Genomic DNA, 24,972 nt, shown 5'->3' on the forward strand with positions numbered 1-24,972 from the left:
GATAAGTGCTTTTGAATTAATTAATTTGCCAAAAATTGAAAACGACCACCTAACCTACTGTAGCGCAATGGAGCATCCCTTTGGATATATCAAAGACAATGAAGTTTATTTAAAAGGTTTTTTAGGTCAAGAAGACAGAGTTATCGGAGAAGTAAAGGAAGATGAAGCCTCTACTTTGAAGTACTTTGAGAACAGGTTTGAGCAACTCAAAGAAAAAGTTGAGAAGCTTAAATCAGACATTGAAGAAAATCAAAACAAAGGCTCCTTCTTGATGAAATTGATCCACCTGAGAGACTCTCTGATGAAATCAGATGCTTTGGGTGACTTCGTTCCTTTGATAGAAGAGCTGAATAAACAAGAAGAATTTCTCAATGAAATCATCCAGGCCAACCGGACCAAAAATCTGGAGGTCAAAAAAGGCTTGATTTTGGAAGCAGAAGAGCTGAAAGATGATACCGACTGGAAAGCCACGACGGAGGCTTATAAAGAATTGAAGCTACGTTGGATCAAAACGGGACCTGTCGACAAGGAGATTGAGGAAGAAATTGAAGCTCAATTCAACGATGCTGTTCAGCATTTCTTCGAAAACAGAAGACATTATTTTGAAGGATTAGCACTTCAGGCAGAGGAAAACATCAAAGTTTATGAGTCTTTGGTCGTACAGGCTCGGGAAGCTCATGATTTTCCAGATGCTAAAGTTGCTTTTGAAATCAGTAAAAAAATCCAGAAAGAGTGGAAATCTGCCGGTAAGGTTCCTGCTGAAAAACGTCAGCCCCTTTGGGATGAGTTTTCCAGATTAAATAACCGGATTTTCTCCAGATTCAAGAGATCGATGAACACGGGACCTACCATGCACCCTCGTGAAGTCATCAGAAAAGCGGAGGAATTAACAGCTGAAGTAAAAAGCTTGACTACTCAGCCCACTACCCGAGAGCTGATAGAAAAAGCCAAAGGCATACAGCAAGAATGGAAAAAGCTGCCTATGAGAAAACCCAAAGAGGTGAATTTGACGGCAAGATCTTATCAATTCTTCATGGATATTGTCTTTGAAAAAGCTTTCTTAGAAAAATTGGTGCATGGAAAATATGAGGATTTTGATGAAAAACCTCTGGAAGAGCAGAAACAAATCAAAACTGCCCTATTAAAAGATTTACTTCATCGTGATCAAACAGAATTGGACACAGCGCAGAACAATTCAGAGAATTTCCGCGTTGAAACGAAGGATTTTGAGATTATGATGAGAAAAAAGCTTTCAGGACTGAAAAGAAAAGTCGACGTAAAAAATTATATTTTGAGACAACTTTCTTTTAAATAATCAGTACTTGATTGCATATTTCAAAAAAAAGATAATTTTGCAACCCTATTGAAATCCGGAACACCTATTAATTAAATAAACACTATGTACTGGACACTTGAACTTGCCTCTTATTTAGAAGATGCTCCTTGGCCCGCGACTAAGGACGAGTTAATTGATTACGGCATCAGATCTGGCGCACCACTTGAAGTGGTCGAGAATCTCCAGGAATTAGAAGATGATGGCGAACCTTATGAGACCATAGAAGAAATTTGGCCTGATTATCCGACCAAAGATGACTTCTTCTTTAATGAGGACGAATATTAACCACAAAGCCCTGATTCACATCGGGGCTTTGCCTTTTTTATAAGCCCAGAACTTGTCTGAGCCTTGTATACCCCGCTTTGCTGACGGGGATCTTTTCAGCATTTCTTAGCTTCACCAAATAGCTTTCCTTTTCGTAAGGCTCGATTTGGGTGACCTCGTTGAGGTTGACCATAAATGATCGATGCACTCTCGCAAACTTATTCGGGTCTAATGCTTCCTCCAGAGATTTCATGGTCATCTTCTTGAGATACTTGGAGCCTTTGCTATGAATGGCGATGTAATCTCCATCTGCCTCAAAATAAGAGACCTCTCGGATGGGAATGATTTTGATTTCATTCTTGACTCTGACTACCAAACGACTGCTTTTCTCTGCCAATTGGCTCAAATTCCCAGTCTCTAGCTCCGTGGACTGACTTAAAAACCTTTCTATGGCTTGATTAAATCGCGTTTGAGAAAAAGGTTTTAGCAAATAGTCTATCGCTTTGGAGTCGAAAGCCTGAATCGCATATTGGTCAAAAGCAGTGGTAAAAATAACGGCTGGAGGAGTGTCCAATAATTCCAGCATTTCAAAGCCTGTAATCTTTGGCATTTGTACATCCAGGAAAATTAAGTCCGGCTGATGGTTTTGGATAGCTTTTAAGCCCTGAAACCCATCTTGGCAAACTTCCACCAGTTCAAATTGAGGAAAGGCCTGTAAGTACTCCTGAACGATGCTAGCCGCTAAAGGCTCGTCGTCTATGATGATTGTCTTGATCATTTGATTTGTGGTATTTTGAGCGTCACCAGAAATTCTCCTTCCTTCGCTACACTGCTAAGCAAATCCGTTCTTCCAAATAGTAGTTCTAACCTGCGCTTGACAGAATTTAACCCAAAGCCAGCTCCGGAGGATACAGCGCTTTCAGGGTCAAAGGGATTTTGAACTTTGATATAAACATAATTGGTCTCGGTAAAAGCTTCTAGTTTAATCTCCACCTCCCCAGTCAAGCCATACAACCCATGTTTGATGGCATTTTCCAGCAAAGGCTGAATCAAGAGCTGTGGAAGTCTTACGGACTTTACCTCTTCGGTGACATTGATTTTCACTTGAAGCCTATGACCAAAGCGAACCCGCTCTATATCCAAATACATTCTCAGGTAATTCAACTCTTCCTCAAGAACCACCCATTCCTGATGATCCTTCCGGATGGTACCGCGGAGAAAGTCCGATAATTGCAGCACCATTTCTCTGGCTTTTTGTGGCTTGGCTACGACAAGCGCACTGATGGAATTTAAGCTGTTAAACAGAAAGTGCGGCTGTAGCTGCTGACGAATCTGCATCAACTCGGCTTCTCTGGCCAATTCTGAAATGGCAGCCTCTCTTTTTTGGGACTCTCCTTGTTGCTCAAGCTTGGAAACGACCAAGGCTATGATCGCAATTAATACCGCCGGAACGGCTAAAATTGCCCAACGTAGATAGAATCCGGTATCAAGCACATTCAGATAATCCAGTTGATCCCCAAAGACCCATTTCATGATCAGCTTATGCGCAAAGACTGCTATAAAACTTAGCAGTACGGGTATGACTACCAGCAACCATGTGTTTTTGCCTTGGGGGATATAAAAGCCGAATACTAATTCAAGGATAAAAAGAATCACTAAAAACACCCCCGTAAAAGCCAGGGCATCCGGCCATGCTTGCTGAACAGGCACACCTAGATTAGTGAGTATAAAATAGCTTCCCAGGAACCACATCAGGGCGGTTCCCAGGATAACATATTTAACTAATTGTGGCTGTGAAAAAGCTTTAAATATCAATTTCTAGAAGATGAAGTGAAGCTAAATCTCGTTAATATGATTTGATTTCCAAACCTCCAAACAGAACCGTCCCTTTTAAGATTAAGACTTTTTCCGGGTCGATAGAAGATTCTCTGTACACTCGTTTATCATCAATCCCAGCAGCGATATTGCTGACATCAGATCGCACATCCCAATGTGGTGGAACTACCAGTTTCATTCCTCCAAAAATCACATCAATTTGTAAGGTCACTTCTCCCTGGATATCCGCTTGAGTTAAATCCAGATCTATTCCTCCAAAAGCAGCAGTCAGCTTTCCCCCTTTTAGGTTTTTGGATAGAATCCTTTTATTCACTCCGCTTAAGATCGCATCAATATTCAGGGTGTCCGAGAAGGAATTCCCACTCATACTACTCGCCCCTGAGAAAGTTGAGGATGAAGATGCGGAGGATGAGCCAAAGCTACTGGAGGTAGAATTTTCAACTTTTGCCTCATCTTTTACCTCCTCTCCTCCTATGGGAGCAGAAGTACCCTTGTTTTTATTGATTTGCCATTTGGCCTGGATATCGTTCATCAAGTCCTGCTCTTTCTTTTTCTTGGAAATAAGATAGATCCCTAAGACAATTAAGCCTACCGGGAAAATGTATCTGTCCAGAGAAAAGTCAAGGCCAAACTCATTTCGAAGGAGAAAATAAGAACCGAGGGCTAGTAAGAACGCCCCGAAAAGACTTTTGAATTCATGTTTAATTAACGTGAAGACACCGATTACGATCAAGATCATAGGCCAAGTCAATACCCATCCGGGGATAAAAACGCCTACCTTTTTTAGAAGTAGCAAAACACCGATTCCTAGGATAATGAAACCAAAGGCGATGCCACCATCATTTCGTGAGGAAGAAGAAAATTTATTCATGAGCTTTTTTGATTAAAATTGATAATCAAAAGTATTTAAGCTCCACGAATTAAATTATTGCTATTAGTCAGGTGAGACCCTATCGTCGATAAAAGCCACTAAAAAGTCGATAAAGCAATCAACAAATTATTGAGCTTTCCTTTTTGAAAGCAAAAACTCCCCGTACTCCAGATCTTCCGGCGTGGTGATTTTGAAGTTTTCAGGGTTTCCGGCAATCAAAGAAACTTGCCATCCCTGATGCTCATAAACCGTGGCATCATCTGTAAACTGCTGGATTTCCGTGACCTGAAAAGCCTTCTTAATTTTATCAATTTGAAAAGTCTGAGGAGTTTGTACCAATCTGAAATACTGCCGCTCCTGATAAGTGGACTTCCCATCATCTGACAATTTGCGGATGGAGTCCTTCAATGCCACAACCGCTATGGCACTTCCCGAGGTCTCTGCTACACGATAAGACTCTTCGATGACATCTTGCCTTACAAATGGACGAACCCCGTCATGGATCGCTACAAGGCCCTCAGTCCAAGTGATGGAATGAAGACCATTTCTTACGGACTGAAATCTGGAATTCCCTCCAGCTACCAATTGATGGGGAATCTGAAAATCGTACTCCTGGCAGAGTTCCTTCCAGTAGGAAAAATCATCTCCGGGAAGTACTAGAATCAATTCGATGGAAGCATCCAGTTGATAGAAAACCTCCAAGGTGTGCATCAACACTGGTTTGCCACCGATCGGTAAGTATTGCTTGGCAATGGGACCTCCCATTCGTTTTCCTTTTCCTCCGGCAACAATAATCGCAGCTTTATTCATTCTCAAAATTTTAAACAAAAATATTCCTTCTTGGCAGAAATACCCCTTCCCTGAATTATTAAAATGTAAAGGAAATAAAAAAGGCTCCCATTTGGGAGCCTAATATGTTTAGAGAATCAACATCGCGTCTCCATAGGAGAAGAAGCGATACTTTTCTTTAATAGCTTCTTTATAAGCTTTCATAACCAGATCATAGCCTCCGAATGCTGATGCTGTCATCAACAAGGTAGATTCTGGTAAATGGAAGTTGGTGATAAGCGCATTGGCGATTTTAAACTCGTAAGGAGGGATGATAAATTTATCGGTCCATCCTTGGCTTGCTTTCAATCGTCCATTTGCGGTTACAGAAGATTCCACAGTTTTCAGAGAAGTGGTTCCTACTGCTACTACACGCTTTTTCTCATCGAGTGCCTTGTTGACAAGAGAAACGGTTCCTTCAGGAATATTATAATTCTCAGAGTCCATTTTATGCTTCGTAAGGTCTTCTACGTCTACCTGACGGAAAGTACCCAATCCAACATGAAGTGTAATCGGAGATACTTCTACCCCTTGCAGTTCCAGTCTTTTCAACAAATGTGGAGTAAAGTGAAGTCCTGCAGTTGGGGCAGCTACCGCACCCACATTTTTAGCAAATACGGTTTGGTATCTTTCTCTATCTTCTGTCTCCACCTTACGCTCGATAAATTCCTTTAATAAAGGAGTTTCTCCAAGCGTATCGATTGTTTTATGGAATTCCTCTTCGGTGCCATCAAATAGGAAACGGATCGTTCTACCTCTAGAAGTAGTATTATCAATCACCTCAGCCACCAAATCAGAATCGCCGAAATACAATTTATTTCCAACTCTGATTTTTCTAGCAGGATCTACCAAAACATCCCAAAGTCTTAATTCAGGGTTTAATTCACGAAGTAGGAAAACTTCGATTTCTGCTCCTGTTTTTTCCTTGTTACCGTATAATCTGGCTGGAAATACTTTTGTGTCGTTCGTGACAAAAACATCCCCCTCTCCAAAATATTCGGTGATATCTTTAAATACCCTGTGTTCGATTTTTCCAGTGTCTCGGTGCAAGACCATCAAGCGTGATTCATCACGGTTTTCTGCTGGATACAGTGAAACAAGTTTTTTCGGAACTTCAAATTTGAAATCTGATAATTTCATAGGAAAGCTTTAGTAGTCTGAGCTTGATTTGTTTATTTTAGATTAACTCTAAAAAATGCAAAGATAATAACAATAATGCCCAATTTCAGCTATCTTAACAAATTGTTTTAACCAACTATAAAAAGCATGCTATTTTTCCAATTGACATGGGAGAGCTTTAGGTTTGCGATAACTGCCTTAAAATCAAACATTACAAGGACAATTCTCTCCTTATTGGGAGTGACTATTGGTATATTTGCAATCATTGCAGTTTTTACTTTAGTGGACTCCTTGGAAAATAATATCAAGTCATCTTTTTCATTTCTAGGGACAAACGTCATGAGAGTGGATCGCTTTCCATTTTCCAGCGGTCCCCAGGAATATCCCTGGTGGAAGTACTTTCGCAGACCTCCCGGATCTGTTGCAGAATATGAATTCTTAAAAGAACGATTGAAGTCTGCCGAAGCCGTGACTATTTCGGCTTCAGCAAGTACTACCGTTCAGGCAGGAAGCAATGCCTATCAGGGAATGCAACTAACAGGAATCGAATACGGCTATCAAGATGTGTATGATATGCCTATTGAGGAAGGTCGGTTTTTTCTTGAATCAGAAATCAACGCCTCCAGAAACTTGGTGGTGATCGGAAGAGAAATTGCCAACACTCTTTTTCCTAATCAGCCACCCATTGGAAGGGAACTCAAGCTGAAAGGCATCAAATTTATCGTGATCGGTATTTTTGAAGAAGAAGGAGAAGGACTTTTTGATGCCCCCTCTAAGGATGAGGCGGCCATCGTACCTTATGGAGCATTTACAAAAATGTTTTACACCGGTAAAAACGGAATCGAGCCTACCATCGCTGTGCAGGGAAAGGAAGAAGATATAGGATTAGTAGCTCTGGAAAATGAAATGACAGGTTTGCTTAGAGCGAAAAGAGGTTTGAAACCAACGGAAGAGGATAATTTTGCACTGAACAAAACCGAGTTTATTCAAAATGCCATCGGCTCTATTTTCGATGTGATTTCGATAGCTGGATGGGTAATTGGTGGATTTTCGATTTTAGTTGGGGGCTTCGGGATCGCAAACATCATGTTTGTATCTGTCAGAGAGCGAACCAATATTATTGGAATTCAAAAATCCTTAGGAGCGAAAAATTATTTCATACTATTTCAATTCCTGTTTGAGGCTGTATTCCTAAGCTTAATTGGCGGGATTACAGGAATCCTCATTGTATTTGGACTGAGTTTCATCCAACTCGGCTCCCTTGAATTGATTTTATCATTTAAAAATATTGTACTGGGACTTGGGGTCGCTTCGATCATCGGGGTAGTTTCGGGAATCGTTCCTGCAACCTTAGCAGCAAGGATGGACCCGGTGGAAGCCATTCGAACGAATTAAGAATAAAAAAAGGGAGCAATTTAAATTGCTCCCTTTCTATTTTACCTCGTATTATTGGATTTACTTTTCTGTCTCCGCCGGAGCATTCAATCCAGAAGCAGCTTTGATTTTCACTTCCAGCTCTTCCATCAATTCAGGATTATCCAGAAGTAGGTTTTTCACTGCATCTCTACCTTGCCCTAGTTTTTCTCCATTGTAGGAGAACCAGGATCCAGCTTTCTTGACAATGTCAAATTCCACACCTAGATCAATAATTTCCCCAACTTTGGAAATACCCTGACCATACATGATGTCAAATTCAACCACCTTAAATGGTGGTGCTACTTTATTTTTCACCACTTTCACTCGGGTACGGTTACCTAAAATACTGTCAGCACTCTCTTTGATTTGACCTATTCTTCTGATATCCAATCGCACAGAAGCATAAAACTTCAAAGCATTACCACCGGTAGTCGTTTCAGGATTCCCAAACATTACCCCGATTTTTTCTCTTAACTGGTTAATGAATATGCAAGAGCATCCTGTTTTATTAATGGCTCCAGTCAGCTTCCTCAAAGCCTGAGACATCAATCTTGCCTGAAGTCCCATCTTGGAATCTCCCATATCTCCTTCCAGCTCGCCTTTCGGCACTAAAGCCGCCACGGAGTCAATCACGATAATGTCAATAGCTCCAGATCTAATCAAATGTTCTGCGATTTCTAAAGCTTGTTCTCCATTGTCAGGTTGAGAAATGAGAAGGTTCTCTGTATCAATCCCAAGCTTTTCGGCATAGGTTTTGTCGAATGCATGTTCAGCATCGACAAAAGCAGCTAAACCTCCGGCCTTTTGGGCTTCCGCGATACAGTGCATCGTCAATGTGGTTTTACCTGAGGATTCCGGACCATAAATCTCGATCACCCGGCCTCTAGGAATCCCGCCCACACCAAGAGCCATATCGAGCCCAAGAGAACCTGTGGAAATGGCAGGAATATCCAGTACTTTGTTGTCGCTAAGCTTCATCACAGTACCTTTTCCATAGGTCTTCTCTAACTTATCAATGGTAAGTTGGAGGGCTTTTAGTTTTTCTGCATTATTACTCATGTATTTTCGTTTTAAAGAATCAATAGTAGGTGAAATTACTCAAACAACAAGCTATAACCAAAGGAGAAACAACCATTGTTTTAGATGGCCAAATTCGTAATTTTATTCACCAAATGGCGCTTTTTTTCGTATTACCTTTTAATAAACTCAATTTTTGTCAGGTATTGTCACTCAATTTTATGAGAAAGCATTTCAGTTTAGTGATTCTAGTCCTTCTTCTAGGTAGCTCTAGAGCATTTTCCCAGCAAAACCCCCAAAATGACGCTTTTACTTTTGGTGAAGAATTGAATTTTGAGGTGAGCTATGGCTGGCTAAATTTAGCGGATGCTAAGCTTCAGATAAATAAAAAACCTCATACCCAAAACAACAGACCTCATTATAAAATAGATGTCTATGGCAAGACAAAAGGGGCTGCCACCATTTTCGGTAAGGTCAACGATAACTGGGGAACTTACCTCGATACCACTGACATCTACCCTTCCCTATCCTATCGCCATATTGAAGAAGGAAAATACCGAAAGCATGAAAAGGTTTACTTTGATCAGGTAAATTATACCGCTTTGGTAGAGCTTTTCGAGAAGGATAACAAAACCCTGAAAAGCGTCAAAGAATATAAGTTGGTAAGCAAAGTTCAGGATATCGTCAGTGGATTTTACTATCTCAGAACTCTTGATCTGGAAAAATTAAAGCCCGGAGACATCGTTTTTATCCCTGGCTTCTTCGATAAAGAAAGATATAACATAAAGTTAATATATGAGGGGACGGAATCCTTAGAAACCGAAATCGGGGAAAAGGACACCTACATATTCTCACCAGAAGTGCCAAAAAACAAATTGTTCCGAGGGGATTATCCCGTGAAAGTTTGGGTTACTCAGGATCAGAATAAAATCCCGGTAAAAATCAAGGCCAACTTATTTCTTGGCTCACTGAACTTTGACATTGTTAATGCCAAGGGGCTTAGAAACAATTAGGTAATCCTGTCTTAACTTTGACATAACCCTGTCACAGGTATTCGGATTTTCTCCTCATTTTTTATTGAATCATGCCCCATTACTTCCATTTTATTTGGCGGGCATCTTTAAATATTCCTTAATTTTAAGCGAATTATTAAGAAAACCTAGCATGGGCGACAAGCGAAAAATCAAAGTTCTAGTTGTAGATGATGAGCCGGATATTGTAGAAATCCTCAAATACAATCTTCAGAAAGAAGGCTATGAGGTATCTACTGCGGAAGATGGTGTCAAAGCTGTAAAAGTGGCATCTAAATTTCATCCCGATGTCATCCTATTGGATATCATGATGCCAGGTCAAGATGGTGTTGAAACTTGCCTTCAGATCAGACAAATTCCAGAATTAAAAAATGCCTTTATCATTTTCTTGACAGCCAGAATGGAGGAGTATTCTGAAGTAGCTGCATTTGATGTAGGAGCAGATGACTATATCACCAAGCCTATCAAGCCTCGTGCACTGATGAGCCGAATAGCTGCATTGTTCAGAAGGGAGTTAAAGAAGGAACAAGAGCAAGTACAGATCAAAATCAAGGACCTCACCATAGACCGGGGGAGCTATACGATCGACAAGTCTGGAAAAACCATCACTTTGCCCAAGAAGGAATTTGAATTATTGTATTTCCTTGCTAAAAACCCTAATATGGTTTTCAGTAGAGATGAGCTTCTTCAAAATATCTGGGGAGCTGATGTGTTTGTCTTGGCAAGAACAGTGGATGTACATATCAGAAAAGTCCGTGAAAAAATTGGAGATGACTATATCACTACTGTCAAAGGAGTAGGATACAAGTTTGATCTAGGCTAAAATGCTTACAAATTCTCGAGGGATTGCAGTGATCATAGCATTGGCTATCAGTATGCTGGTGGCTGCATTTTTATCATTGCTTGATACTACCACTGCTACCATTCTGATGGTGGCAGGTGGAATATCTTTTTCCGTTTCCTATTTATTAATCAATATCACCTTGGAATTTCTGGTGTTTCGTGAGATCGGAAACATCTACACTTTATTGGAAAAAATCCAGAAGAAAGAACTTTCTGAGTTCAGTGATAAATCATCGAAGTCTTCCATATCACCTTTACGGAGAATTAATAAGGTGATTAATTCCTATGCACTGGCCAGGCAAAAGGAAATTGACACACTACAGAAAAACGCCGAATTCAGAAGGGAGTTCATTGCAGATATTTCTCATGAACTAAAAACCCCCATTTTTGCAACGCAAGGCTATATCCACACGCTTCTTGATGGAGCAATAGATGATAAGGAAGTTCGGATGAAGTTTCTTAAAAGAGCTGCCAAAAGCCTGGACTCCTTAGATGTTTTGGTTCAGGATTTATTGACGCTGAATCAAATGGAGAGTGGGGTAATCAAGTTTACTTTCACCCAATTTGACCTGAAGGATTTATTGCTCGAGGTCATCGACCAGTTGGAACACAAAGCTTCCAAGAGAAAGGTTGATCTGGTTTTCCAATACGATGAAAAGGAAGATTATATTACCTCAGCCGACAAACAAAAAATTTATCGCGTCTGCCAAAACCTGATTTTCAATGCCGTTAAGTACAATAATAATCAGGGGAAGGTGAAGGTGAGTTTAAAAACCTCGAAGCATAACCTACATGTAGAAATCAAGGACAATGGGCAAGGCATCCCTCCCGAGGATTTGAAGCGGATTTTTGAGCGCTTTTATAGGGTGGAAAAAAGCCGTAACAAAAAAGAAGGCGGAACTGGATTGGGATTAGCGATCGTGAAGCATATTCTGGAAGGACATAAAAGCAAGATTTCTGTGAGTTCTACGGTAGGAAAAGGATCGATTTTTAGTTTCTCGCTGCCTTTGGTTAAACAAGTATTGCCAGAGGGCAAAGAAAAACAGGATGTTAACTAACATATTTAGGAGCTAAATTTTTTACCATAGCTTTTTTCCCTACTTTTGCAGCCTCGTTGAAGAGGCAGGAGATCCATGAAGAAAATTGATTTTCAAAAACTTATTCTGTTTGAAAATGCGGATTACCTGGTAATCAATAAACCACCGTACCTATCGAGCTTAGACGACAGGCACGAAGCGCAGAACATACTTGACCTTGCCAAGGCATACACTCCCGATGCCCAACTATGCCATCGATTGGACAAGGAAACGTCAGGCTGCCTGGTGATTGCCAAGAATCCGGAGGCCTACAGGCATTTGGCTATTCAGTTTGAAAACAGAAAGGTGGACAAAATCTATCATGCCGTAGTAGAAGGGATTCAGGATTACCAAAATGAATTGGTGGATCGGAATCTAATCGCTACGAATAAGGGGGTTGCCAAAGTCAGTAAAGGAGGAAAGTCAGCGCAGACGTATTTTCAAACATTGAAAACCTATGCTGCGCACACCTTGGTAGAATGCAAGCCGGTCACGGGCAGGCTACATCAGATCAGGGTTCATTTGGCTTACCTAAAGTCACCCATCTGTGGGGACACTTTATATGGTGGCAACATATTATACCTTTCTTCACTCAAGCGTCGCTTCAATTTAAAAAAGGACACAGAAGAGTTGCCTATCATGCAGCGGGTTTCTCTTCATGCTTTTTCTATTGGATTTGAGGGCTTAGATGGTACCAAACTTCAATTGAATGCACCTTACCCGAAAGATTTTCAGGTTTTGGTCAAACAGTTGGAAAAAACGACCAGATAAACTTTCAGTAAAATAAAAAGCATCAAAAAACCCTGTTTAAAGGGAGATTTGTAGCTAAGCCTATGAAAATTAGGACTTAGTAATGGAAATATTTTGCATGAAAAATAAAATACTTCTATCTTTGTGTCCCTTTTTGAGGGGGAAATAAATTTAACAAGCTAAAAATTAAACAGTTACACAGTGGATACTTTGAGCTATAAGACCATATCAGCCAATGCCGCGACTGTAGACAAGCAATGGGTCGTAGTGGATGCCCAGTCAGCAGTTTTGGGTAGATTGGCTAGTGAGGTAGCGAAAATCTTAAGAGGTAAGACGAAGCCAAGCTTCACACCTCATGCAGATTGTGGTGACAACGTCATCGTAATCAATGCAGACAAAGTCAGGCTGACCGGCGACAAGTGGAACTCCAAAGTTTACGTGAGACACACCGGTTATCCAGGTGGACAGCGCATCTCTACTCCAAGATTATTGAAAGAGAAATCTTCTTCTATTTTGGTAGAAAAAGCTGTCAGAGGCATGCTGCCTAAGAACAGATTGGGAAGAAAATTGTACGGCAACTTGTACGTGTATAACGGATCCGAGCATCCACACGAAGCACAGCAGCCTAAAACCATCACCCTTTAATCGCCTAAATCATGGAAATGATCAACACAATCGGTAGAAGAAAAACCTCTGTAGCCAGAATTTACATGGCTCCAGGTAAAGGTGAGATCTCCGTAAACAATCAGTCTTTAGAAAAATACTTCCCATTTGATCTACACCAGATCGTTGTGAAGCAGCCTTTGACTCTTGTTGGCGTAGATGGCAATTATGACATTAAAATCAATGTAGACGGTGGCGGTATCAAAGGGCAAGCGGAAGCAGCTCGTATGGCTATCTCCAGAGCTTTATGTCAATTTGACGAAGAGCACAGACCAGCATTGAAAAAAGAAGGTTTCCTTACTCGTGATCCTAGAATGGTCGAGCGTAAGAAGCCAGGTAGAAGAAAAGCAAGAAGAAAGTTCCAGTTCTCTAAACGTTAATCTGGAGGTTCTTCACTTAATAAAATCATATTTATGGCCAAATTAGAATATAAAGACTTACTAGATGCTGGTGTTCACTTCGGACACTTGACGAGAAAGTGGGATCCAAGAATGGCTCCATACATTTTCATGGAGAAAAATGGTATCCACATCATCGATTTAAATAAAACGCTTGCTTGCCTCGACGAAGCATCTAACGCAATCAAGCAGGTAGTACGCTCAGGCAAAAAAGTCATGTTCGTCGCTACTAAAAAGCAAGCTAAAGACCTTGTTGCTGAAGAAGCTAAGCGTCTTAACATGCCTTTCGTAACTGAAAGATGGTTAGGTGGTATGTTGACTAACTTCGCTACTATCCGCAAGTCCTTGAAAAAAATGTCCGGTTTGGACAAATTGATGAAGGAAGAGGCTTATACAAACCTTGCGAAAAAAGAGCGTTTGATGGTTTCTCGTCAAAAGGACAAAATGGAGAATGTATTAGGCGGTATCGCTGACCTAAGCAGACTTCCTGCAGCCCTTTTCATCGTGGACATCAAAAGAGAACACATTGCTATTGCTGAAGCAAAAAAGCTTGGTATCCCTGTTTATGCATTGGTAGATACGAACTCTAACCCAAATGAGGTTGAATTCCCTATCCCAGCCAATGATGATGCATTCAAATCCGTATCCTTGCTAGTGAAAGCGTTTGGTGCAGCTATCGAAGAAGGTCTTTCTGAGAGAAAGAAGGACAAAGAAGAAGCTAAACTTTCTGAAGAGGAAGAAGCTAAAAAAGCTGTGGACGCCGAAACTAAAGAATAATCCACAATTGAATTGAAATATTAAAAAATTGAACATCAGGTTTCGGCCTATGTTCAATTTTTTGTTTAAAACCTGCGCCATAGTTGTCCAGGTTTCCTATCTAATTTTAAAAGCTTTCGTATTCTGGTACTGAAGCTCCCTTAATAAAACATATCCCGTTTAATTTTAAACTGATAACACAATGGCAATTACTGCACAAGAAGTAAACAAATTGAGACAAATGACCGGTGCCGGTATGATGGATTGCAAAAAAGCTTTGACTGAAGCGGAAGGCGATTTCGAAAAAGCGGTGGATATCCTTAGAAAAAAAGGTCAAAAAGTATCTGCTTCCAGAGCAGACCGTGAAACAAAAGAAGGTGTAGTAGTAACAAACGTTTCTGAAAATGGAGCTAAAGGAACTCTTCTTTCTTTGACTTGCGAAACTGACTTTGTTGCCAAAAATGACGAGTACGTAGCATTTGCCAATACTCTTCTTGAGAAAGCAGTTGCAGCGGGTGCTTCTACTGTAGAAGATATCCAAGCATTGCCTTTCGACAACATCACTGTTGCTGAGAAAATCGTAGAAATGACTGGTAAAATCGGTGAGAAAATCGAAATCTCTAACTACGAAGTAGTAAGTGCTGAAGCAGTTGTTCCTTACATCCACTCTAATGGTAAATTGGGTGTATTGGTAGGATTGGTTAACACTTCAGGTGCTGATGTTGACGAGGCTGGAAAAGACGTTGCTATGCAAATTGCAGCAATGAACCCAGTTGCAGTGGACAAAGACGGAGTTGACTCTTCTGTTGTTGAAAGAGAAATTGCAGTTGGAATGGAGCAAGCAAAAGCAGAAGGCAAGCCTGAAGCAATGCTTGAAAAAATTGCAATGGGTAAATTGAACAAGTTCTACAAAGAAAACACTTTGTTGAGCCAGGCTTTCGTTAAAGACAGCAGCAAAACTATTGCTCAATATCTTGACAGCGTAAGCAAAGGAATGACAGTTTCTGCATTCAAAAGAGTATCTATCGGGTAATTAATTCCGATTTGAACATAAAAAAATCCCCTCCAATTGATTTTGGAGGGGATTTTTGTTTTCAAAGGGTTTGATTAAGCATTCATCAACTCTTCTATCTCTTCAGCCTCTACCGGAATATCTCCCATCAGATCCAGATAGCCGTTTTCCTGAACCACAATATCGTTCTCCAATCGAATTCCAAATCCTTCATCTGGAACGTAAATTCCTGGCTCCACCGTGAATACCATACCCGGTTTGATCGGTCCATGCATGGTACCTACATCATGCACATCTAAGCCTATATGATGGGATGTCCCATGCATAAAGTACTTCTTATAGGCAGGCCAATTGGGGTCTTGGTTTTTGATATCCGTCTGATCGATCAAACCTAAACCGATCAGCTCACTCTGCATGATCAAGCCCACTTCCTTATGGTAATCTTGGATATTCTGACCCGGGATCAACATGCTGGAGGCTTGTTTTTTCACTCTTAATACGGCATCATATACTGCCCTTTGACGTTTGGTAAATCTTCCATTGACAGGAATTGTTCTTGTCATATCCGCATTGTAATTTCCATACTCCGCTCCCACATCCATCAGGATCAATTCACCATCATTACAGGCTTTGTTGTTTTCTAAATAATGCAAAACACAAGCACTGCCTCCAGAGGCAATAATCGGTTCGTATGCAAAACCCTTGCTTCGGTTTTTTACAAACTCATGTAGATATTCTGCCTCAATTTCATATTCCGTAACTCCCGGCTTTACAAAAGAAAGAATTCTTCTAAATCCTTTATTGGTAATGTCACAGGCAATCTGCATTTGATCTATTTCCTCTTGCTCCTTCACTCCTCTCAGTTCGTGCATGATCGGAGCAGCACGCTCATACTCATGCAGCGGAAATTGCTCCTTACAGGTTTTGATAAATCGGGAATCCCTGGTCTCTACCACGACCCCAGCTCTCAAATGCTCGTTAGTATTTAAATAAACTCTCTCGGAAAGAGCCATTACCGTATTAAAAATCAAATCAAAATTAGATAGCCACTGAATGTTTTTGATTCCAGAGGCTTCTTCCGCTTCTTCTTTGGTGTATTTATGACCTTCCCAGATGGCAATGTGCTCATTTGTTTCACGAAGGAAGAGCACCTCCCTCATGGCAGGATTTGGACAATCTGGTGCGATCAATAGAATTGTTTCTTCCTGATCGATGCCACATAGGTAAAAAAGATCGTTGTTTTGCCTGAACTTCATCGTCCCATCTGCATTGGTGGGCATGATGTCATTGGCATTAAAAATAGCCACGCTATTCTTTTTCAACTTGGCAGCAAGCTTTTCCCGGTTCTTGATGTATAAACTTTTTGGTAAGGGCTGATATTTCATAGACCTGATATTGATTATTTCCAGCTCCGAAGTTACTAAAATCTAAAGCAAAAGAAGTCTAAATGCTGCTTGGAAACTTATTGATGCTTTTCTTTGTATTTTACCGATTGGGTAAGCAAATATGAATTTAAACATCAAGGAACTAGGGAACGGAATCCGTATCGTTCATCAGGAAATACCACATACCAGACTGGTGCATTGTGGTTTTATTTTGGACATAGGAAGCCGAGATGAAACCAAAGAGCAGGAAGGCTTGGCTCACTTTTGGGAACATATGGCCTTTAAGGGCACCAAAAAAAGAAAGACCTTCCATATTCTCAACCGGTTGGAATCTTTGGGAGGTGAGCTCAATGCTTATACCACTAAGGAAAAAGTCTGCTTTTATGCCTCCACTTTGAAAGAGCATTACCCTAAAGCAGCTGATTTATTATTTGATATCACCTTCAACAGCACTTTTCCTCAAAAGCAAATCGAAAAAGAAAGACAGGTGATTTTAGAGGAAATGGCCATGTATCGGGATTCTCCAGATGATTCCATCCAGGATGAACTGGATGAGTTGGTTTTTAATAACCATGCTCTGGGAAGAAATATTTTGGGCACAGAAGAAACGGTAGCCAGCTTTTCGCATCAGGATTTCATCAATTTTATTTCATCTCGACTGGATACAGAAAGAATCGTTTTTTCGGTCGTTGGAAATATCAGCTTTAAAAAAGCACTTCGCATCATCGAAGGCCCTCTGGAATCCATTCAGGCAAAAAGGAGCCTTTACATCAGAAGTGGATTTCAATCCTATATTCCCCAGAAAAAAGAGGTAAAAAGGGATGTCACCCAATCCTTATGTGCGATAGGAAGGCCTGCTTATTCTCTGCATGATCCCAACCGATATAAACTTTATTTGCTGAATAATATTCTGGGAGGCCCGAGTATGAATAGCCGGTTGAATTTAAGCTTAAGGGAAAGGCATGGCTATGTCTATAGCATTGAATCTTCCTTTACTCCCTTTTCTGATACGGGTTTCTTTGGCGTTTACTTCGGAACGGAAGAAAAGACCCTAAACAAAGCCCAGTCACTGGTTTTGAAGGAAATGACAAAACTACAGCAGAAGAAATTAGGCACGATTCAATTACATATGGCCAAGGAGCAGGCCATTGGACAAATGGCAATGGCAGAGGAGAATTATGCCGGTTTGATGCTGGTTTTCGGAAAAAGTCTTCTAGATCATGGAAAAGTAGATTCATTGGAAAGTATCTTTGAACAAATCAGAAAAACCAGCGCTGAAGAAATTCAGGAAATCGCTCAGGAAATATTTAATCCGGAAAACTTGAGTTTTTTAACCTATAGGCCCCATTAATCATGGATTTCATTTCACAAGATTTATTAAACTACTGCGAACAGCATACTTCTACGGAAGACCCTTTACTTCAAAAAATCACTCGGGAAACTCAACTCAAAGTCCTAAAACCAAGAATGCTTTCCGGTCATTTGCAGGGGAAAATGCTGGAGATTTTCACCAAAATGATCAATCCCAAGATTGCATTGGAAATTGGCACCTACACAGGATATTCGGCGATATGTATGGCTAGAGGATTGAGCAAAGGAGCAAAACTGATTACCCTCGACATCAATGATGAATTGGAAACCATGGTGAGAGGTTTTTTTAAAGAAAGTGGACTGGAAGATCAAATCGATTATAGGTTAGGAAATGCCCTGGATCTTCTTCCCGATGTAGAGGGTCCGATCGACCTTGTTTTTATTGATGCCGACAAAATCAATAACGAAAAATACTATGATCTAATCATTGATAAAATCAGTTCAGGAGGGATTATCATGGCAGATAATGTACTTTGGTCAGGTAAGGTGTTGGTGGAAGAAGGGCAAAAAATAGACAAAGACACCAAGGCAATTTTAGCCTTTAACCAAAAAATTCAGGAGGATCCCAGAGTGGAAAATATCTTGCTTCCGGTACGGGATGGGATCCTGATGGCAAGAAAATTATAAGTAATCTTAAAAGGGGAATCATTTTTGCTAAAACTAGGCTGAGCAACAGAATTAAGCCTTTTTGGAATGAGTAAACATATAATTTCTCCCTTTCTCTTTATTGTCACGCTCTTAGTAAATTTTCCACTGCTGGCCCAAATTCCACAGGTTCCTGCCGAACTAGAATTTGCAGATATGATCGTTAGGATCAATCCCCAAGCCAGAAGAGAAATTCAACTGGATGTCGATGCGCAGTATAGAAATCCCAATTACTTTAAGATCAAACAAGAGCGTGTCAACCTGTACATGCCCATCATCGAAGAAATTTTGAGGGAAAGTAATGTCCCTCTAGATCTAAAGTACCTGGTGATCCAGGAAAGTAGCTTGATTCCTGATGCAGTTTCCACCTCTAATGCCGTAGGTTTTTGGCAGTTTAAACAAGGTACTGCTGAAGAGGTATTTTTACGAGTAGACAAGCAGATAGACGAGCGAAAGAACATCGTATCCTCTACCCGTGGAGCGGCGCTCTACCTCAAAAAGCATAACAATACATTCGACAACTGGATGTGTGCATTGGTTTCCTATCAAATGGGGCTTGGTGGAGCAAAAGCGTATTTCGGAAATAGGTATAATGGCAAGCGAGTAGTGGATGTAGATAGAAATACCCATTGGTATTTTAAAAAATACTTAGCTCATAAAATTGCTTTTGAAAGCCAAATTGGTGTATTAACCTCCAATTCAAGAATGGTAGAGGTTCCCGTAAAGGGTCCGACCACGCTAGCAGCTTTAGCTAAAAAGTATGGGGTTGAGGAAGATCATTTAAAGGAGTATAATAAGTGGACTTCAAATGGTAAGATTCCAGGGGACAGAACTTACGGGTTGGTTTATGTGCAGGATGGTTCACTTCCTGTTCAGCAAGCCATCGTTAGAGAAACAAAACCTCAAAAATCTCAGAGTGGAAGCTCATCCATCAAGAACTCCCCAGCATACAAGCAAGCTAATTCATTCCCTAGAATCGCAGGAAACACCACGAAGGCCAATCAGCCTGATCAGATTACGGTAAACAATATTGAAGGGGTTCAAGCGGCCCAGACAACGACCTTAAGCAACTTTTCTGATAAGGTGGGAATCCGTGAGAATAAGCTTAGAAGGTTGAATGATCTAGACCGTGGTGAAAGAATCGAAGCAGGAAAATATTATTATACCAAAAAGAAAAAGACCAAAGCCGATGTGGAAACACATGTGGTTTTGCCAGGAGAAACGCTATGGAGCATTTCCCAAAAATATGGCATCAAGCTTTCTTCTCTGAAATCTAAAAACAGAATCCGTAAAGACCGGGATCTGAAAGTGGGCATGGTGTTGAACCTTCAGGAACACAGGAAGCGAGGAGAAGAAATTCCGATTGTGAATTTAAATCAACCTGCTCCGACAAAAACGGTTTTGGCAAGTAGTAGCTCCAGCAATCCACCAAGACAGGAAGTTAGAAATACAACTTCAAGCCGTACCAACAGCAATCTGACCCATACGGTCAGCAAAGGGGAGACACTTTTTGCCATCAGTAAAAAGTATGGGGTCACAGTCAACGACTTAAAATCCTGGAACAATATCGGAAGCCAAAACATCATTAGCATCGGTCAGAAATTGGTTATCTTGAAGCCCTGATCCATTTATCTTCTTTTTTGAATGCGTTACTTTCTCCTTGGTTTAGGAATCTTAGTTCTATTATGTAGCCAAACTGCTTTGGCACAGGACAGGCAGGTTATTCCTGATACGGTCCTAATCAATGGGGACACCCTTTTAATGCTGGGAGATTCATTGCTTATCGAAGAACCAGAAAAGGAAATCTTCTGGGAAACCGGCGGGAATTACAATTTGAATATTCAACAGGTTACTTTGAGTAATTGGGCAGCAGGTGGATCCAGTACCTTCGCCCTCAACTCAGGCATCTCCTTGTTTGCAAATTATAAGAAGGAAAAGAAAGTCTGGGACACACAGCTTACCATCAACTTAGGGATGAACAGGCAAGGCGACCGGGATTTCAAGACCCGGAAGAGTAATGATAACTTCATCTTTGTGAGTAATTATGGCCGGGAGCTATCCGAGAAATTCTATCTCTCTACCCAAATCGATGCCCGAACCCAGCTTCTGGCAGGTTACAAATATTCGAGGCCTTCAGGAAGTGAAAGTGAGGTACGAACAAAAATTTCCGACTTGCTTTCTCCAGGCTATTTACAGTCTTCCACGGGTCTTAACTATAGAAAGACCTACGAAAACAAGAGTAAGATTTCCGTGATTCTATCACCCTTTACCGGGAGATTTACCATCGTTTTAGATGATTCCTTAAGTCGGGCCGGAGCGTTTGGTGTGACTCCGGGAGAAAATGTAAGAGCGGAAGCAGGGATGTCATTTGCTACCTCGGTAACTGATATCAAATTAATGGAAAACATCACCTGGAAAGCAGACCTCAACCTCTTCTCCAATTATGAGACCTTTGGAAATATGGTGGTCAACTTTAACTCCATCATCCGAATGAAAGTAAATAAATACATTTCCACGAGGATGGAGACTCGATTGATTTACGATGAAAAGGTTTTGATTAAACAAGATGATGGAAGCTCCAAACAGGCTGTCCAGCTCCAAAACCTCATTAACTTTGGGATCAGTCTGGACTTTTAAAAATCAGTTTCTAAGCCAAATTTCTTCTGAAACTCAGCCAAAGCCGGGTGCTTTTCTTTGAGAAATCGGAGCTTATCCGTGCTGGTGTATAGTTTGTTGGAATGGGGTTCTACCTCTTCTTTAGTGACCAGTTTTATGGCCAATTTTCCCGCACCGGTAAGATCCCGAATCAAGGACAGGAGTTCCGGCTTCATCTTTTGAGCAATCTCCTCCTGTACATGCCCCATGACTTCCAGACATATTTCATGGCCTTCCATTCTGGAGGGTTGATTAAGGATTGCCAATTCCAGCACTTTCCCTTTACCTTTGAAATGAGCGATTACTTCAGGCATCACCTCTTCCAGCTTTTCCTGGGTTAGAACAATTCCATTTTGCGGAACAACTACAGAAGCTTCTGCTTTCTTTTTCTCTTGAAGAGAAGCCTCCTCTTTAGCCTTTTGGGCCATCAACTTTTTAGTATGCCCAAGACTGGTAGGAATGGACATGGTTCGCTGAACAGGCGTAGAATGACTATTTGGGGAACTAGGAAGGGGTTTGGAATCAGCTTCGGAAGTACTAGTTACCGCTGGCTTATTCAGGCTTTTTTTTTTGCTTCCTCAGCAGCCAAATTCGCCAACTTGAATGCTTGAGGTAGTTTTGACATTTTCATCAAAGCCAGCTCCACATGTAAACGTTGGTTTTTAGCTGTTTTATAATGAATATCACATTGGTTGGCAATATTCAAGGCAGATAATAAGAAGGAAGTACTTGCTGCTTCAGTTTGCTGCAAATATCTCTGTTTGGCATTTTCAGATACCTGAATCAACTCTACTGTTGCAGGATCTTTCGCAACCAATAAATCTCTGAAATGCTCCGATAAGCCTACTATGAAATTATGCCCATCAAATCCTTTTTTAAGAATTTCATCAAAGATGAGCAGCACTTTTGATAGGTCTTCTTCAATCAATGCATCTACCACCTTGAAATAATAATCATAATCCAAGATGTGCAGGTTGTCTATAGTCTCATGATAAGTCACCTTTTTCCCTGCGGAATAGGTAACAATCAAATCGAAGATTGACAAGGCATCCCGAAGGGCGCCATCTGCTTTGGTAGCAATTAATCGTAGTGCTTCCTCTTCAAAATCAACAGATTCCTTCTCAGCGATATATTTCAGATGATTGGAAATATGATCAATTTGAATTCGGTTGAAATCAAAAATCTGACAACGGGAAAGGATCGTGGGTATGATCTTATGCTTCTCTGTAGTCGCTAGAATAAAGATCGCATATTTTGGAGGTTCCTCTAATGTTTTCAAAAAAGCATTGAATGCCTGATTGGAAAGCATGTGCACCTCATCAATGATATATACTTTGTATTGTCCTTTTTGAGGAGCATACCTGACCTGATCTACCAGGTTCCTGATATCATCTACCGAGTTATTGGAAGCCGCATCCAGTTCGTAGATGTTAAACGAACTGTTATTTTTAAAAGAAACGCAGGATTCACATTCACCGCAGGCCTCCTGATCATCTTGACGATTTTCACAGTTGATGGTCTTGGCAAGGATTCGGGCACAGGTAGTTTTACCCACCCCACGTGGGCCACAAAAAAGAAAAGCCTGTGCTAAGTGATTATTTTTGATCGCATTTTTGAGAGTGGTTGTGATATGCTCTTGGCCTACAACACTCTTAAAATCTGCGGGTCTGTATTTTCTTGCCGAAACGACGAAGTTTTCCATCACCGCAAGATATAAAAAACTCCATATTCAGGAAGCCCAAATCGCTTCAATCTCTGATAAAAACTGATAAAATATTGATAACCAATCCAAGAAATTTAAATTTTTATTCAGGTGATGTGAATATCAAAAAACAAATACCGCTTGGAACCAAAAATCCATTACTTTTGTCATCCTAATACAAATGGGGCTGACCGGTATTGACAGTAAGTGTAAAGATCGGGCTCGCATGCAGGCTGGAGTATGTACGGCCTTGAAAGATTCATACGAACTATAATTGGCGAAAATACTTACGCCATGGCTGCCTAATCTAACCTTTTAGGATAGATTGCTTAAAGGGTTGAGTTTCGAAGCGGAATTCCCCGGCCACATCTCACCACCCGTTGCCTGATCCGGGTGGATTTGAGGTGTCGACTTGATCGGGTTGCGGTTTGTGATGCTATTAAGCAGACCTAAGATCAATAGCTAAGCCGTGACAAGGTGTGTCATCCAGCATATCTCGGTCGAAAATCTAACAGGTGACTAAGCATGTAGACGGTACGTTGTTTCCTTATCTGGACGCGAGTTCGAATCTCGCCAGCTCCACAAAAAACCCTCTGGATTTTCTCTCCAGAGGGTTTATTTTTTTTAAGGGCCTAGATTGGCTTGTTTATCTAGTCCCTATTCCATGTTTATGTCAATTGGATTGCCCTGCCAACCACTGCATGATCGTCACGGAAACTCCATTTACTTTCACCGGTTTTCCATCAAAATCGGTTTGGCTCAAATTTGCATGGGAATAGATCCAGGACCAATGTCCAGGATAGTGGTAATCTTCACCCCCCAGCAAACCTGTAATATCCACTACATGGTCATAAAATGTCAAGTGAACATCTTTTGCTCCTGCTTTGATTAGTTTGTCATATACCGGTAACACCGTCTGATCTGCTACGGTCGTAGAATCATCCTTGGAATGAACAAACCAAATCGGAACGTCTTTAATACTTTTTGCCTGCTCATCAGATAAATAAGCCCCTCGATAGGCAAGGGCACTTATATAGCCTCCTGCAAAATAATCAGGATATTCCAGGATGAGCTTTAAGCCCATATACCCTCCATTACTACATCCACCCACATAAATCCTATCCTGATCTACATTGGGATGCTTGGCTATAAAATCATCAAACATGGCCTTTAATGCTTCAAAATAGATATCATCTTTTTCACCACTAGTAGAACCTTCTCCACTATCCATCCAGCGCGTTGGAGTTTGTGGAACCATGACATAAGCTCCTCCAAAGTAATCTTGAATTTCATCAGAGGCATAATTGGCGGCCCTGTTTCCTAAAAGTGGAATGGTAGTATCCGTTCCTCCTTCTCCTCCACCATGCAACCAAATAATCAATGGAACATCTTCTTGATCTGTTTCAGGAGTAAATGAAGCATAAGTAAGATCCACTTGATTGGCAGTGAATTTTCCATTTAGATCAAATTCATCAATCAATGGCATCACTCGATCCGCTTCCTTATTCCAAACTTCAAGCGTTGCAGTATTTGTAACAGACAATTTGTAATCTACCCAGACATTGCCATAGGAACGCATGTATTGAAAAGGTGAACCTAAAGGAAGATTTGGAGCTACAGAAAGATTAAGTGTTACATGGCTTCCATCTACAGCACGATTCCCTTTTGCATCTGATTTGTAGGCTGAGAGTACAGTTCTCTCCCCTTTTGCAGGATTAATGGGAGTTTCTGATAAGTCTGAACTTCTTGTAGCAAATACTTGATAATCGGATGGATCAGTACTCAGATCTGAATTGCTATTGGAGAGTACTACTTTATTTACGGCAGGTCCCCAATCAAAGCCTTCCACAACAAGCGTGTAGGAATTTTGTGCATACACCCCAGAAGATGCAAGGATCATAAAGAGGCTAAGGAGGAGTAAGGGTCTATTGTTCATAATTCATTTTTTTAAATGAATCATTAATATAATAATCCCTTTGGTTCATTTAATGATTATTC

At 40.8% G+C, this 24,972-nt stretch carries 25 protein-coding genes and 1 other RNA gene; 16 read left to right on the forward strand and 10 right to left on the reverse strand.

Features of this window, described 5'->3' with window-relative positions:
- The first annotated feature begins 67 nt into the window (after positions 1 to 67).
- Complete coding sequence (locus ALPR1_RS17715; protein ID WP_040302982.1) at positions 68 to 1,315, forward strand: DUF349 domain-containing protein; 1,248 nt, start codon at positions 68 to 70, stop codon at positions 1,313 to 1,315.
- 84 nt (positions 1,316 to 1,399) lie between these two features.
- A complete protein-coding gene (locus tag ALPR1_RS17720) occupies positions 1,400 to 1,621 on the forward strand; it encodes a DUF2795 domain-containing protein (RefSeq protein ID WP_008202749.1) in 222 nt (73 codons plus the stop codon).
- A gap of 37 nt (positions 1,622 to 1,658) precedes the next feature.
- Here the strand turns inward: ALPR1_RS17720 and ALPR1_RS17725 are convergent, their stop codons facing one another.
- The 5 genes from ALPR1_RS17725 to queA form a co-directional block, all read right to left on the reverse strand.
- Positions 1,659 to 2,378 (reverse strand): LytR/AlgR family response regulator transcription factor, encoded by a 720-nt coding sequence (locus tag ALPR1_RS17725; protein ID WP_008202751.1) that lies wholly within the window; start codon positions 2,376 to 2,378, stop codon positions 1,659 to 1,661.
- Positions 2,375 to 3,415: a sensor histidine kinase gene (locus ALPR1_RS17730; protein WP_050776412.1), complete on the reverse strand. Its 1,041-nt coding sequence runs from the start codon at positions 3,413 to 3,415 to the stop codon at positions 2,375 to 2,377. The genes ALPR1_RS17725 and ALPR1_RS17730 overlap by 4 nt, the downstream gene beginning before the upstream one ends.
- 31 nt (positions 3,416 to 3,446) lie before the next feature.
- Positions 3,447 to 4,307 (reverse strand): LiaF transmembrane domain-containing protein, encoded by an 861-nt coding sequence (locus ALPR1_RS17735; RefSeq protein WP_008202756.1) that lies wholly within the window; start codon positions 4,305 to 4,307, stop codon positions 3,447 to 3,449.
- Positions 4,308 to 4,433: 126 nt separating this feature from the next.
- Positions 4,434 to 5,117, reverse strand: a complete 684-nt coding sequence (locus tag ALPR1_RS17740; RefSeq protein WP_008202757.1) for a 2-C-methyl-D-erythritol 4-phosphate cytidylyltransferase — start codon at positions 5,115 to 5,117, stop codon at positions 4,434 to 4,436.
- 108 nt (positions 5,118 to 5,225) lie between these two features.
- Positions 5,226 to 6,275: a tRNA preQ1(34) S-adenosylmethionine ribosyltransferase-isomerase QueA gene (queA, locus tag ALPR1_RS17745; protein WP_008202760.1), complete on the reverse strand. Its 1,050-nt coding sequence runs from the start codon at positions 6,273 to 6,275 to the stop codon at positions 5,226 to 5,228.
- 126 nt (positions 6,276 to 6,401) lie between these two features.
- Here queA and ALPR1_RS17750 point away from each other — a divergent pair, with 126 nt between their 5' ends.
- Positions 6,402 to 7,649, forward strand: coding sequence for an ABC transporter permease (locus tag ALPR1_RS17750; protein ID WP_008202762.1), 1,248 nt, complete (start codon positions 6,402 to 6,404; stop codon positions 7,647 to 7,649).
- 60 nt (positions 7,650 to 7,709) lie between these two features.
- On the opposite strand, the gene recA is transcribed toward ALPR1_RS17750, so the two are convergent.
- Positions 7,710 to 8,729: a recombinase RecA gene (recA, locus tag ALPR1_RS17755; protein ID WP_008202764.1), complete on the reverse strand. Its 1,020-nt coding sequence runs from the start codon at positions 8,727 to 8,729 to the stop codon at positions 7,710 to 7,712.
- A gap of 179 nt (positions 8,730 to 8,908) precedes the next feature.
- On the opposite strand from recA, the gene ALPR1_RS17760 reads away from it, so the two are divergent.
- From ALPR1_RS17760 to tsf, 8 genes are all read left to right on the forward strand, one after another.
- Positions 8,909 to 9,700, forward strand: coding sequence for a DUF3108 domain-containing protein (locus ALPR1_RS17760; RefSeq protein WP_040303874.1), 792 nt, complete (start codon positions 8,909 to 8,911; stop codon positions 9,698 to 9,700).
- A 151-nt stretch (positions 9,701 to 9,851) separates the two neighbouring features.
- Entirely contained in the window at positions 9,852 to 10,541 is a 690-nt protein-coding gene (locus ALPR1_RS17765) for a response regulator transcription factor (RefSeq protein ID WP_008202768.1), read from the forward strand.
- A 1-nt stretch (position 10,542) separates the two neighbouring features.
- Positions 10,543 to 11,619 carry a sensor histidine kinase gene (locus ALPR1_RS17770; RefSeq protein WP_008202770.1) on the forward strand — a complete coding sequence of 359 codons (1,077 nt, stop codon included), beginning with the start codon at positions 10,543 to 10,545 and terminating at the stop codon, positions 11,617 to 11,619.
- A 75-nt stretch (positions 11,620 to 11,694) separates the two neighbouring features.
- A complete protein-coding gene (locus tag ALPR1_RS17775; protein ID WP_008202771.1) occupies positions 11,695 to 12,408 on the forward strand; it encodes an RluA family pseudouridine synthase in 714 nt (237 codons plus the stop codon).
- Positions 12,409 to 12,588: 180 nt separating this feature from the next.
- Complete coding sequence (rplM, locus tag ALPR1_RS17780) at positions 12,589 to 13,032, forward strand: 50S ribosomal protein L13 (protein WP_008202772.1); 444 nt, start codon at positions 12,589 to 12,591, stop codon at positions 13,030 to 13,032.
- A gap of 11 nt (positions 13,033 to 13,043) precedes the next feature.
- Complete coding sequence (gene rpsI, locus ALPR1_RS17785) at positions 13,044 to 13,430, forward strand: 30S ribosomal protein S9 (RefSeq protein WP_008202774.1); 387 nt, start codon at positions 13,044 to 13,046, stop codon at positions 13,428 to 13,430.
- Positions 13,431 to 13,463: 33 nt separating this feature from the next.
- The gene (rpsB, locus tag ALPR1_RS17790; protein WP_008202776.1) at positions 13,464 to 14,225 is read left to right on the forward strand and encodes a 30S ribosomal protein S2; all 762 of its coding nucleotides are present in this window, start codon (positions 13,464 to 13,466) and stop codon (positions 14,223 to 14,225) included.
- A gap of 181 nt (positions 14,226 to 14,406) precedes the next feature.
- Positions 14,407 to 15,237 carry a translation elongation factor Ts gene (gene tsf, locus ALPR1_RS17795; protein WP_008202778.1) on the forward strand — a complete coding sequence of 277 codons (831 nt, stop codon included), beginning with the start codon at positions 14,407 to 14,409 and terminating at the stop codon, positions 15,235 to 15,237.
- Between the two features lie 74 nt (positions 15,238 to 15,311).
- Here tsf and ALPR1_RS17800 read toward each other — a convergent pair whose 3' ends face one another.
- On the reverse strand, positions 15,312 to 16,601 hold the full coding sequence (locus ALPR1_RS17800; protein ID WP_008202779.1) for an aminopeptidase P family protein: 1,290 nt from the start codon (positions 16,599 to 16,601) through the stop codon (positions 15,312 to 15,314).
- A gap of 121 nt (positions 16,602 to 16,722) precedes the next feature.
- On the opposite strand from ALPR1_RS17800, the gene ALPR1_RS17805 reads away from it, so the two are divergent.
- The 4 genes from ALPR1_RS17805 to ALPR1_RS17820 all read left to right on the forward strand — a co-directional run bounded on the left by ALPR1_RS17805 (position 16,723) and on the right by ALPR1_RS17820 (position 21,254).
- Positions 16,723 to 17,952, forward strand: a complete 1,230-nt coding sequence (locus ALPR1_RS17805) for a M16 family metallopeptidase (RefSeq protein WP_008202780.1) — start codon at positions 16,723 to 16,725, stop codon at positions 17,950 to 17,952.
- A gap of 2 nt (positions 17,953 to 17,954) precedes the next feature.
- Complete coding sequence (locus ALPR1_RS17810; RefSeq protein WP_008202781.1) at positions 17,955 to 18,599, forward strand: O-methyltransferase; 645 nt, start codon at positions 17,955 to 17,957, stop codon at positions 18,597 to 18,599.
- A gap of 66 nt (positions 18,600 to 18,665) precedes the next feature.
- On the forward strand, positions 18,666 to 20,240 hold the full coding sequence (locus tag ALPR1_RS17815) for a lytic transglycosylase domain-containing protein (protein ID WP_008202782.1): 1,575 nt from the start codon (positions 18,666 to 18,668) through the stop codon (positions 20,238 to 20,240).
- Between the two features lie 21 nt (positions 20,241 to 20,261).
- Positions 20,262 to 21,254: a DUF3078 domain-containing protein gene (locus ALPR1_RS17820; RefSeq protein ID WP_050776413.1), complete on the forward strand. Its 993-nt coding sequence runs from the start codon at positions 20,262 to 20,264 to the stop codon at positions 21,252 to 21,254.
- Here the strand turns inward: ALPR1_RS17820 and ALPR1_RS17825 are convergent.
- Both ALPR1_RS17825 and ALPR1_RS17830 read right to left on the reverse strand, forming a co-directional pair.
- Positions 21,251 to 21,739, reverse strand: a complete 489-nt coding sequence (locus tag ALPR1_RS17825; RefSeq protein WP_008202784.1) for a hypothetical protein — start codon at positions 21,737 to 21,739, stop codon at positions 21,251 to 21,253. The genes ALPR1_RS17820 and ALPR1_RS17825 overlap by 4 nt on opposite strands.
- An 89-nt stretch (positions 21,740 to 21,828) precedes the next feature.
- On the reverse strand, positions 21,829 to 22,974 hold the full coding sequence (locus tag ALPR1_RS17830; protein WP_040302985.1) for a DNA polymerase III subunit gamma/tau: 1,146 nt from the start codon (positions 22,972 to 22,974) through the stop codon (positions 21,829 to 21,831).
- 183 nt (positions 22,975 to 23,157) lie between these two features.
- On the opposite strand from ALPR1_RS17830, the gene ssrA reads away from it, so the two are divergent.
- Positions 23,158 to 23,559: a transfer-messenger RNA gene (gene ssrA / locus ALPR1_RS20595) on the forward strand.
- An 88-nt stretch (positions 23,560 to 23,647) separates the two neighbouring features.
- Here the strand turns inward: ssrA and ALPR1_RS17835 are convergent.
- A complete protein-coding gene (locus ALPR1_RS17835) occupies positions 23,648 to 24,910 on the reverse strand; it encodes a prolyl oligopeptidase family serine peptidase (RefSeq protein ID WP_008202786.1) in 1,263 nt (420 codons plus the stop codon).
- Between the last annotated feature and the right edge of the window lie 62 nt (positions 24,911 to 24,972).

The organism is Algoriphagus machipongonensis, assembly GCF_000166275.1.
Classification (GTDB): Bacteria; Bacteroidota; Bacteroidia; order Cytophagales; family Cyclobacteriaceae; genus Algoriphagus; species Algoriphagus machipongonensis.

Bases quoted from the DNA above. Each gene is read 5' to 3' on its own strand.
- ALPR1_RS17825 (WP_008202784.1), bottom strand. From the start codon at position 21,739: ATGTCCATTCCTACCAGTCTTGGGCATACTAAAAAGTTGATGGCCCAA.
- recA (WP_008202764.1), bottom strand. From the start codon at position 8,729: ATGAGTAATAATGCAGAAAAACTAAAAGCCCTCCAACTTACCATTGAT.
- ALPR1_RS17750 (WP_008202762.1), top strand. From the start codon at position 6,402: ATGCTATTTTTCCAATTGACATGGGAGAGCTTTAGGTTTGCGATAACT.
- ALPR1_RS17815 (WP_008202782.1), top strand. From the start codon at position 18,666: ATGAGTAAACATATAATTTCTCCCTTTCTCTTTATTGTCACGCTCTTA.
- ALPR1_RS17800 (WP_008202779.1), bottom strand. From the start codon at position 16,601: ATGAAATATCAGCCCTTACCAAAAAGTTTATACATCAAGAACCGGGAA.
- rpsB (WP_008202776.1), top strand. From the start codon at position 13,464: ATGGCCAAATTAGAATATAAAGACTTACTAGATGCTGGTGTTCACTTC.
- ALPR1_RS17725 (WP_008202751.1), bottom strand. From the start codon at position 2,378: ATGATCAAGACAATCATCATAGACGACGAGCCTTTAGCGGCTAGCATC.
- ALPR1_RS17765 (WP_008202768.1), top strand. From the start codon at position 9,852: ATGGGCGACAAGCGAAAAATCAAAGTTCTAGTTGTAGATGATGAGCCG.
- ALPR1_RS17715 (WP_040302982.1), top strand. From the start codon at position 68: ATGGAGCATCCCTTTGGATATATCAAAGACAATGAAGTTTATTTAAAA.
- ALPR1_RS17775 (WP_008202771.1), top strand. From the start codon at position 11,695: ATGAAGAAAATTGATTTTCAAAAACTTATTCTGTTTGAAAATGCGGAT.
- ALPR1_RS17740 (WP_008202757.1), bottom strand. From the start codon at position 5,117: ATGAATAAAGCTGCGATTATTGTTGCCGGAGGAAAAGGAAAACGAATG.
- ALPR1_RS17835 (WP_008202786.1), bottom strand. From the start codon at position 24,910: ATGAACAATAGACCCTTACTCCTCCTTAGCCTCTTTATGATCCTTGCA.
- ALPR1_RS17760 (WP_040303874.1), top strand. From the start codon at position 8,909: ATGAGAAAGCATTTCAGTTTAGTGATTCTAGTCCTTCTTCTAGGTAGC.
- ALPR1_RS17830 (WP_040302985.1), bottom strand. From the start codon at position 22,974: ATGGAAAACTTCGTCGTTTCGGCAAGAAAATACAGACCCGCAGATTTT.
- ALPR1_RS17810 (WP_008202781.1), top strand. From the start codon at position 17,955: ATGGATTTCATTTCACAAGATTTATTAAACTACTGCGAACAGCATACT.
- ALPR1_RS17720 (WP_008202749.1), top strand. From the start codon at position 1,400: ATGTACTGGACACTTGAACTTGCCTCTTATTTAGAAGATGCTCCTTGG.
- queA (WP_008202760.1), bottom strand. From the start codon at position 6,275: ATGAAATTATCAGATTTCAAATTTGAAGTTCCGAAAAAACTTGTTTCA.
- rpsI (WP_008202774.1), top strand. From the start codon at position 13,044: ATGGAAATGATCAACACAATCGGTAGAAGAAAAACCTCTGTAGCCAGA.
- ALPR1_RS17805 (WP_008202780.1), top strand. From the start codon at position 16,723: ATGAATTTAAACATCAAGGAACTAGGGAACGGAATCCGTATCGTTCAT.
- ALPR1_RS17770 (WP_008202770.1), top strand. From the start codon at position 10,543: ATGCTTACAAATTCTCGAGGGATTGCAGTGATCATAGCATTGGCTATC.
- ALPR1_RS17820 (WP_050776413.1), top strand. From the start codon at position 20,262: ATGCGTTACTTTCTCCTTGGTTTAGGAATCTTAGTTCTATTATGTAGC.
- tsf (WP_008202778.1), top strand. From the start codon at position 14,407: ATGGCAATTACTGCACAAGAAGTAAACAAATTGAGACAAATGACCGGT.
- ALPR1_RS17735 (WP_008202756.1), bottom strand. From the start codon at position 4,307: ATGAATAAATTTTCTTCTTCCTCACGAAATGATGGTGGCATCGCCTTT.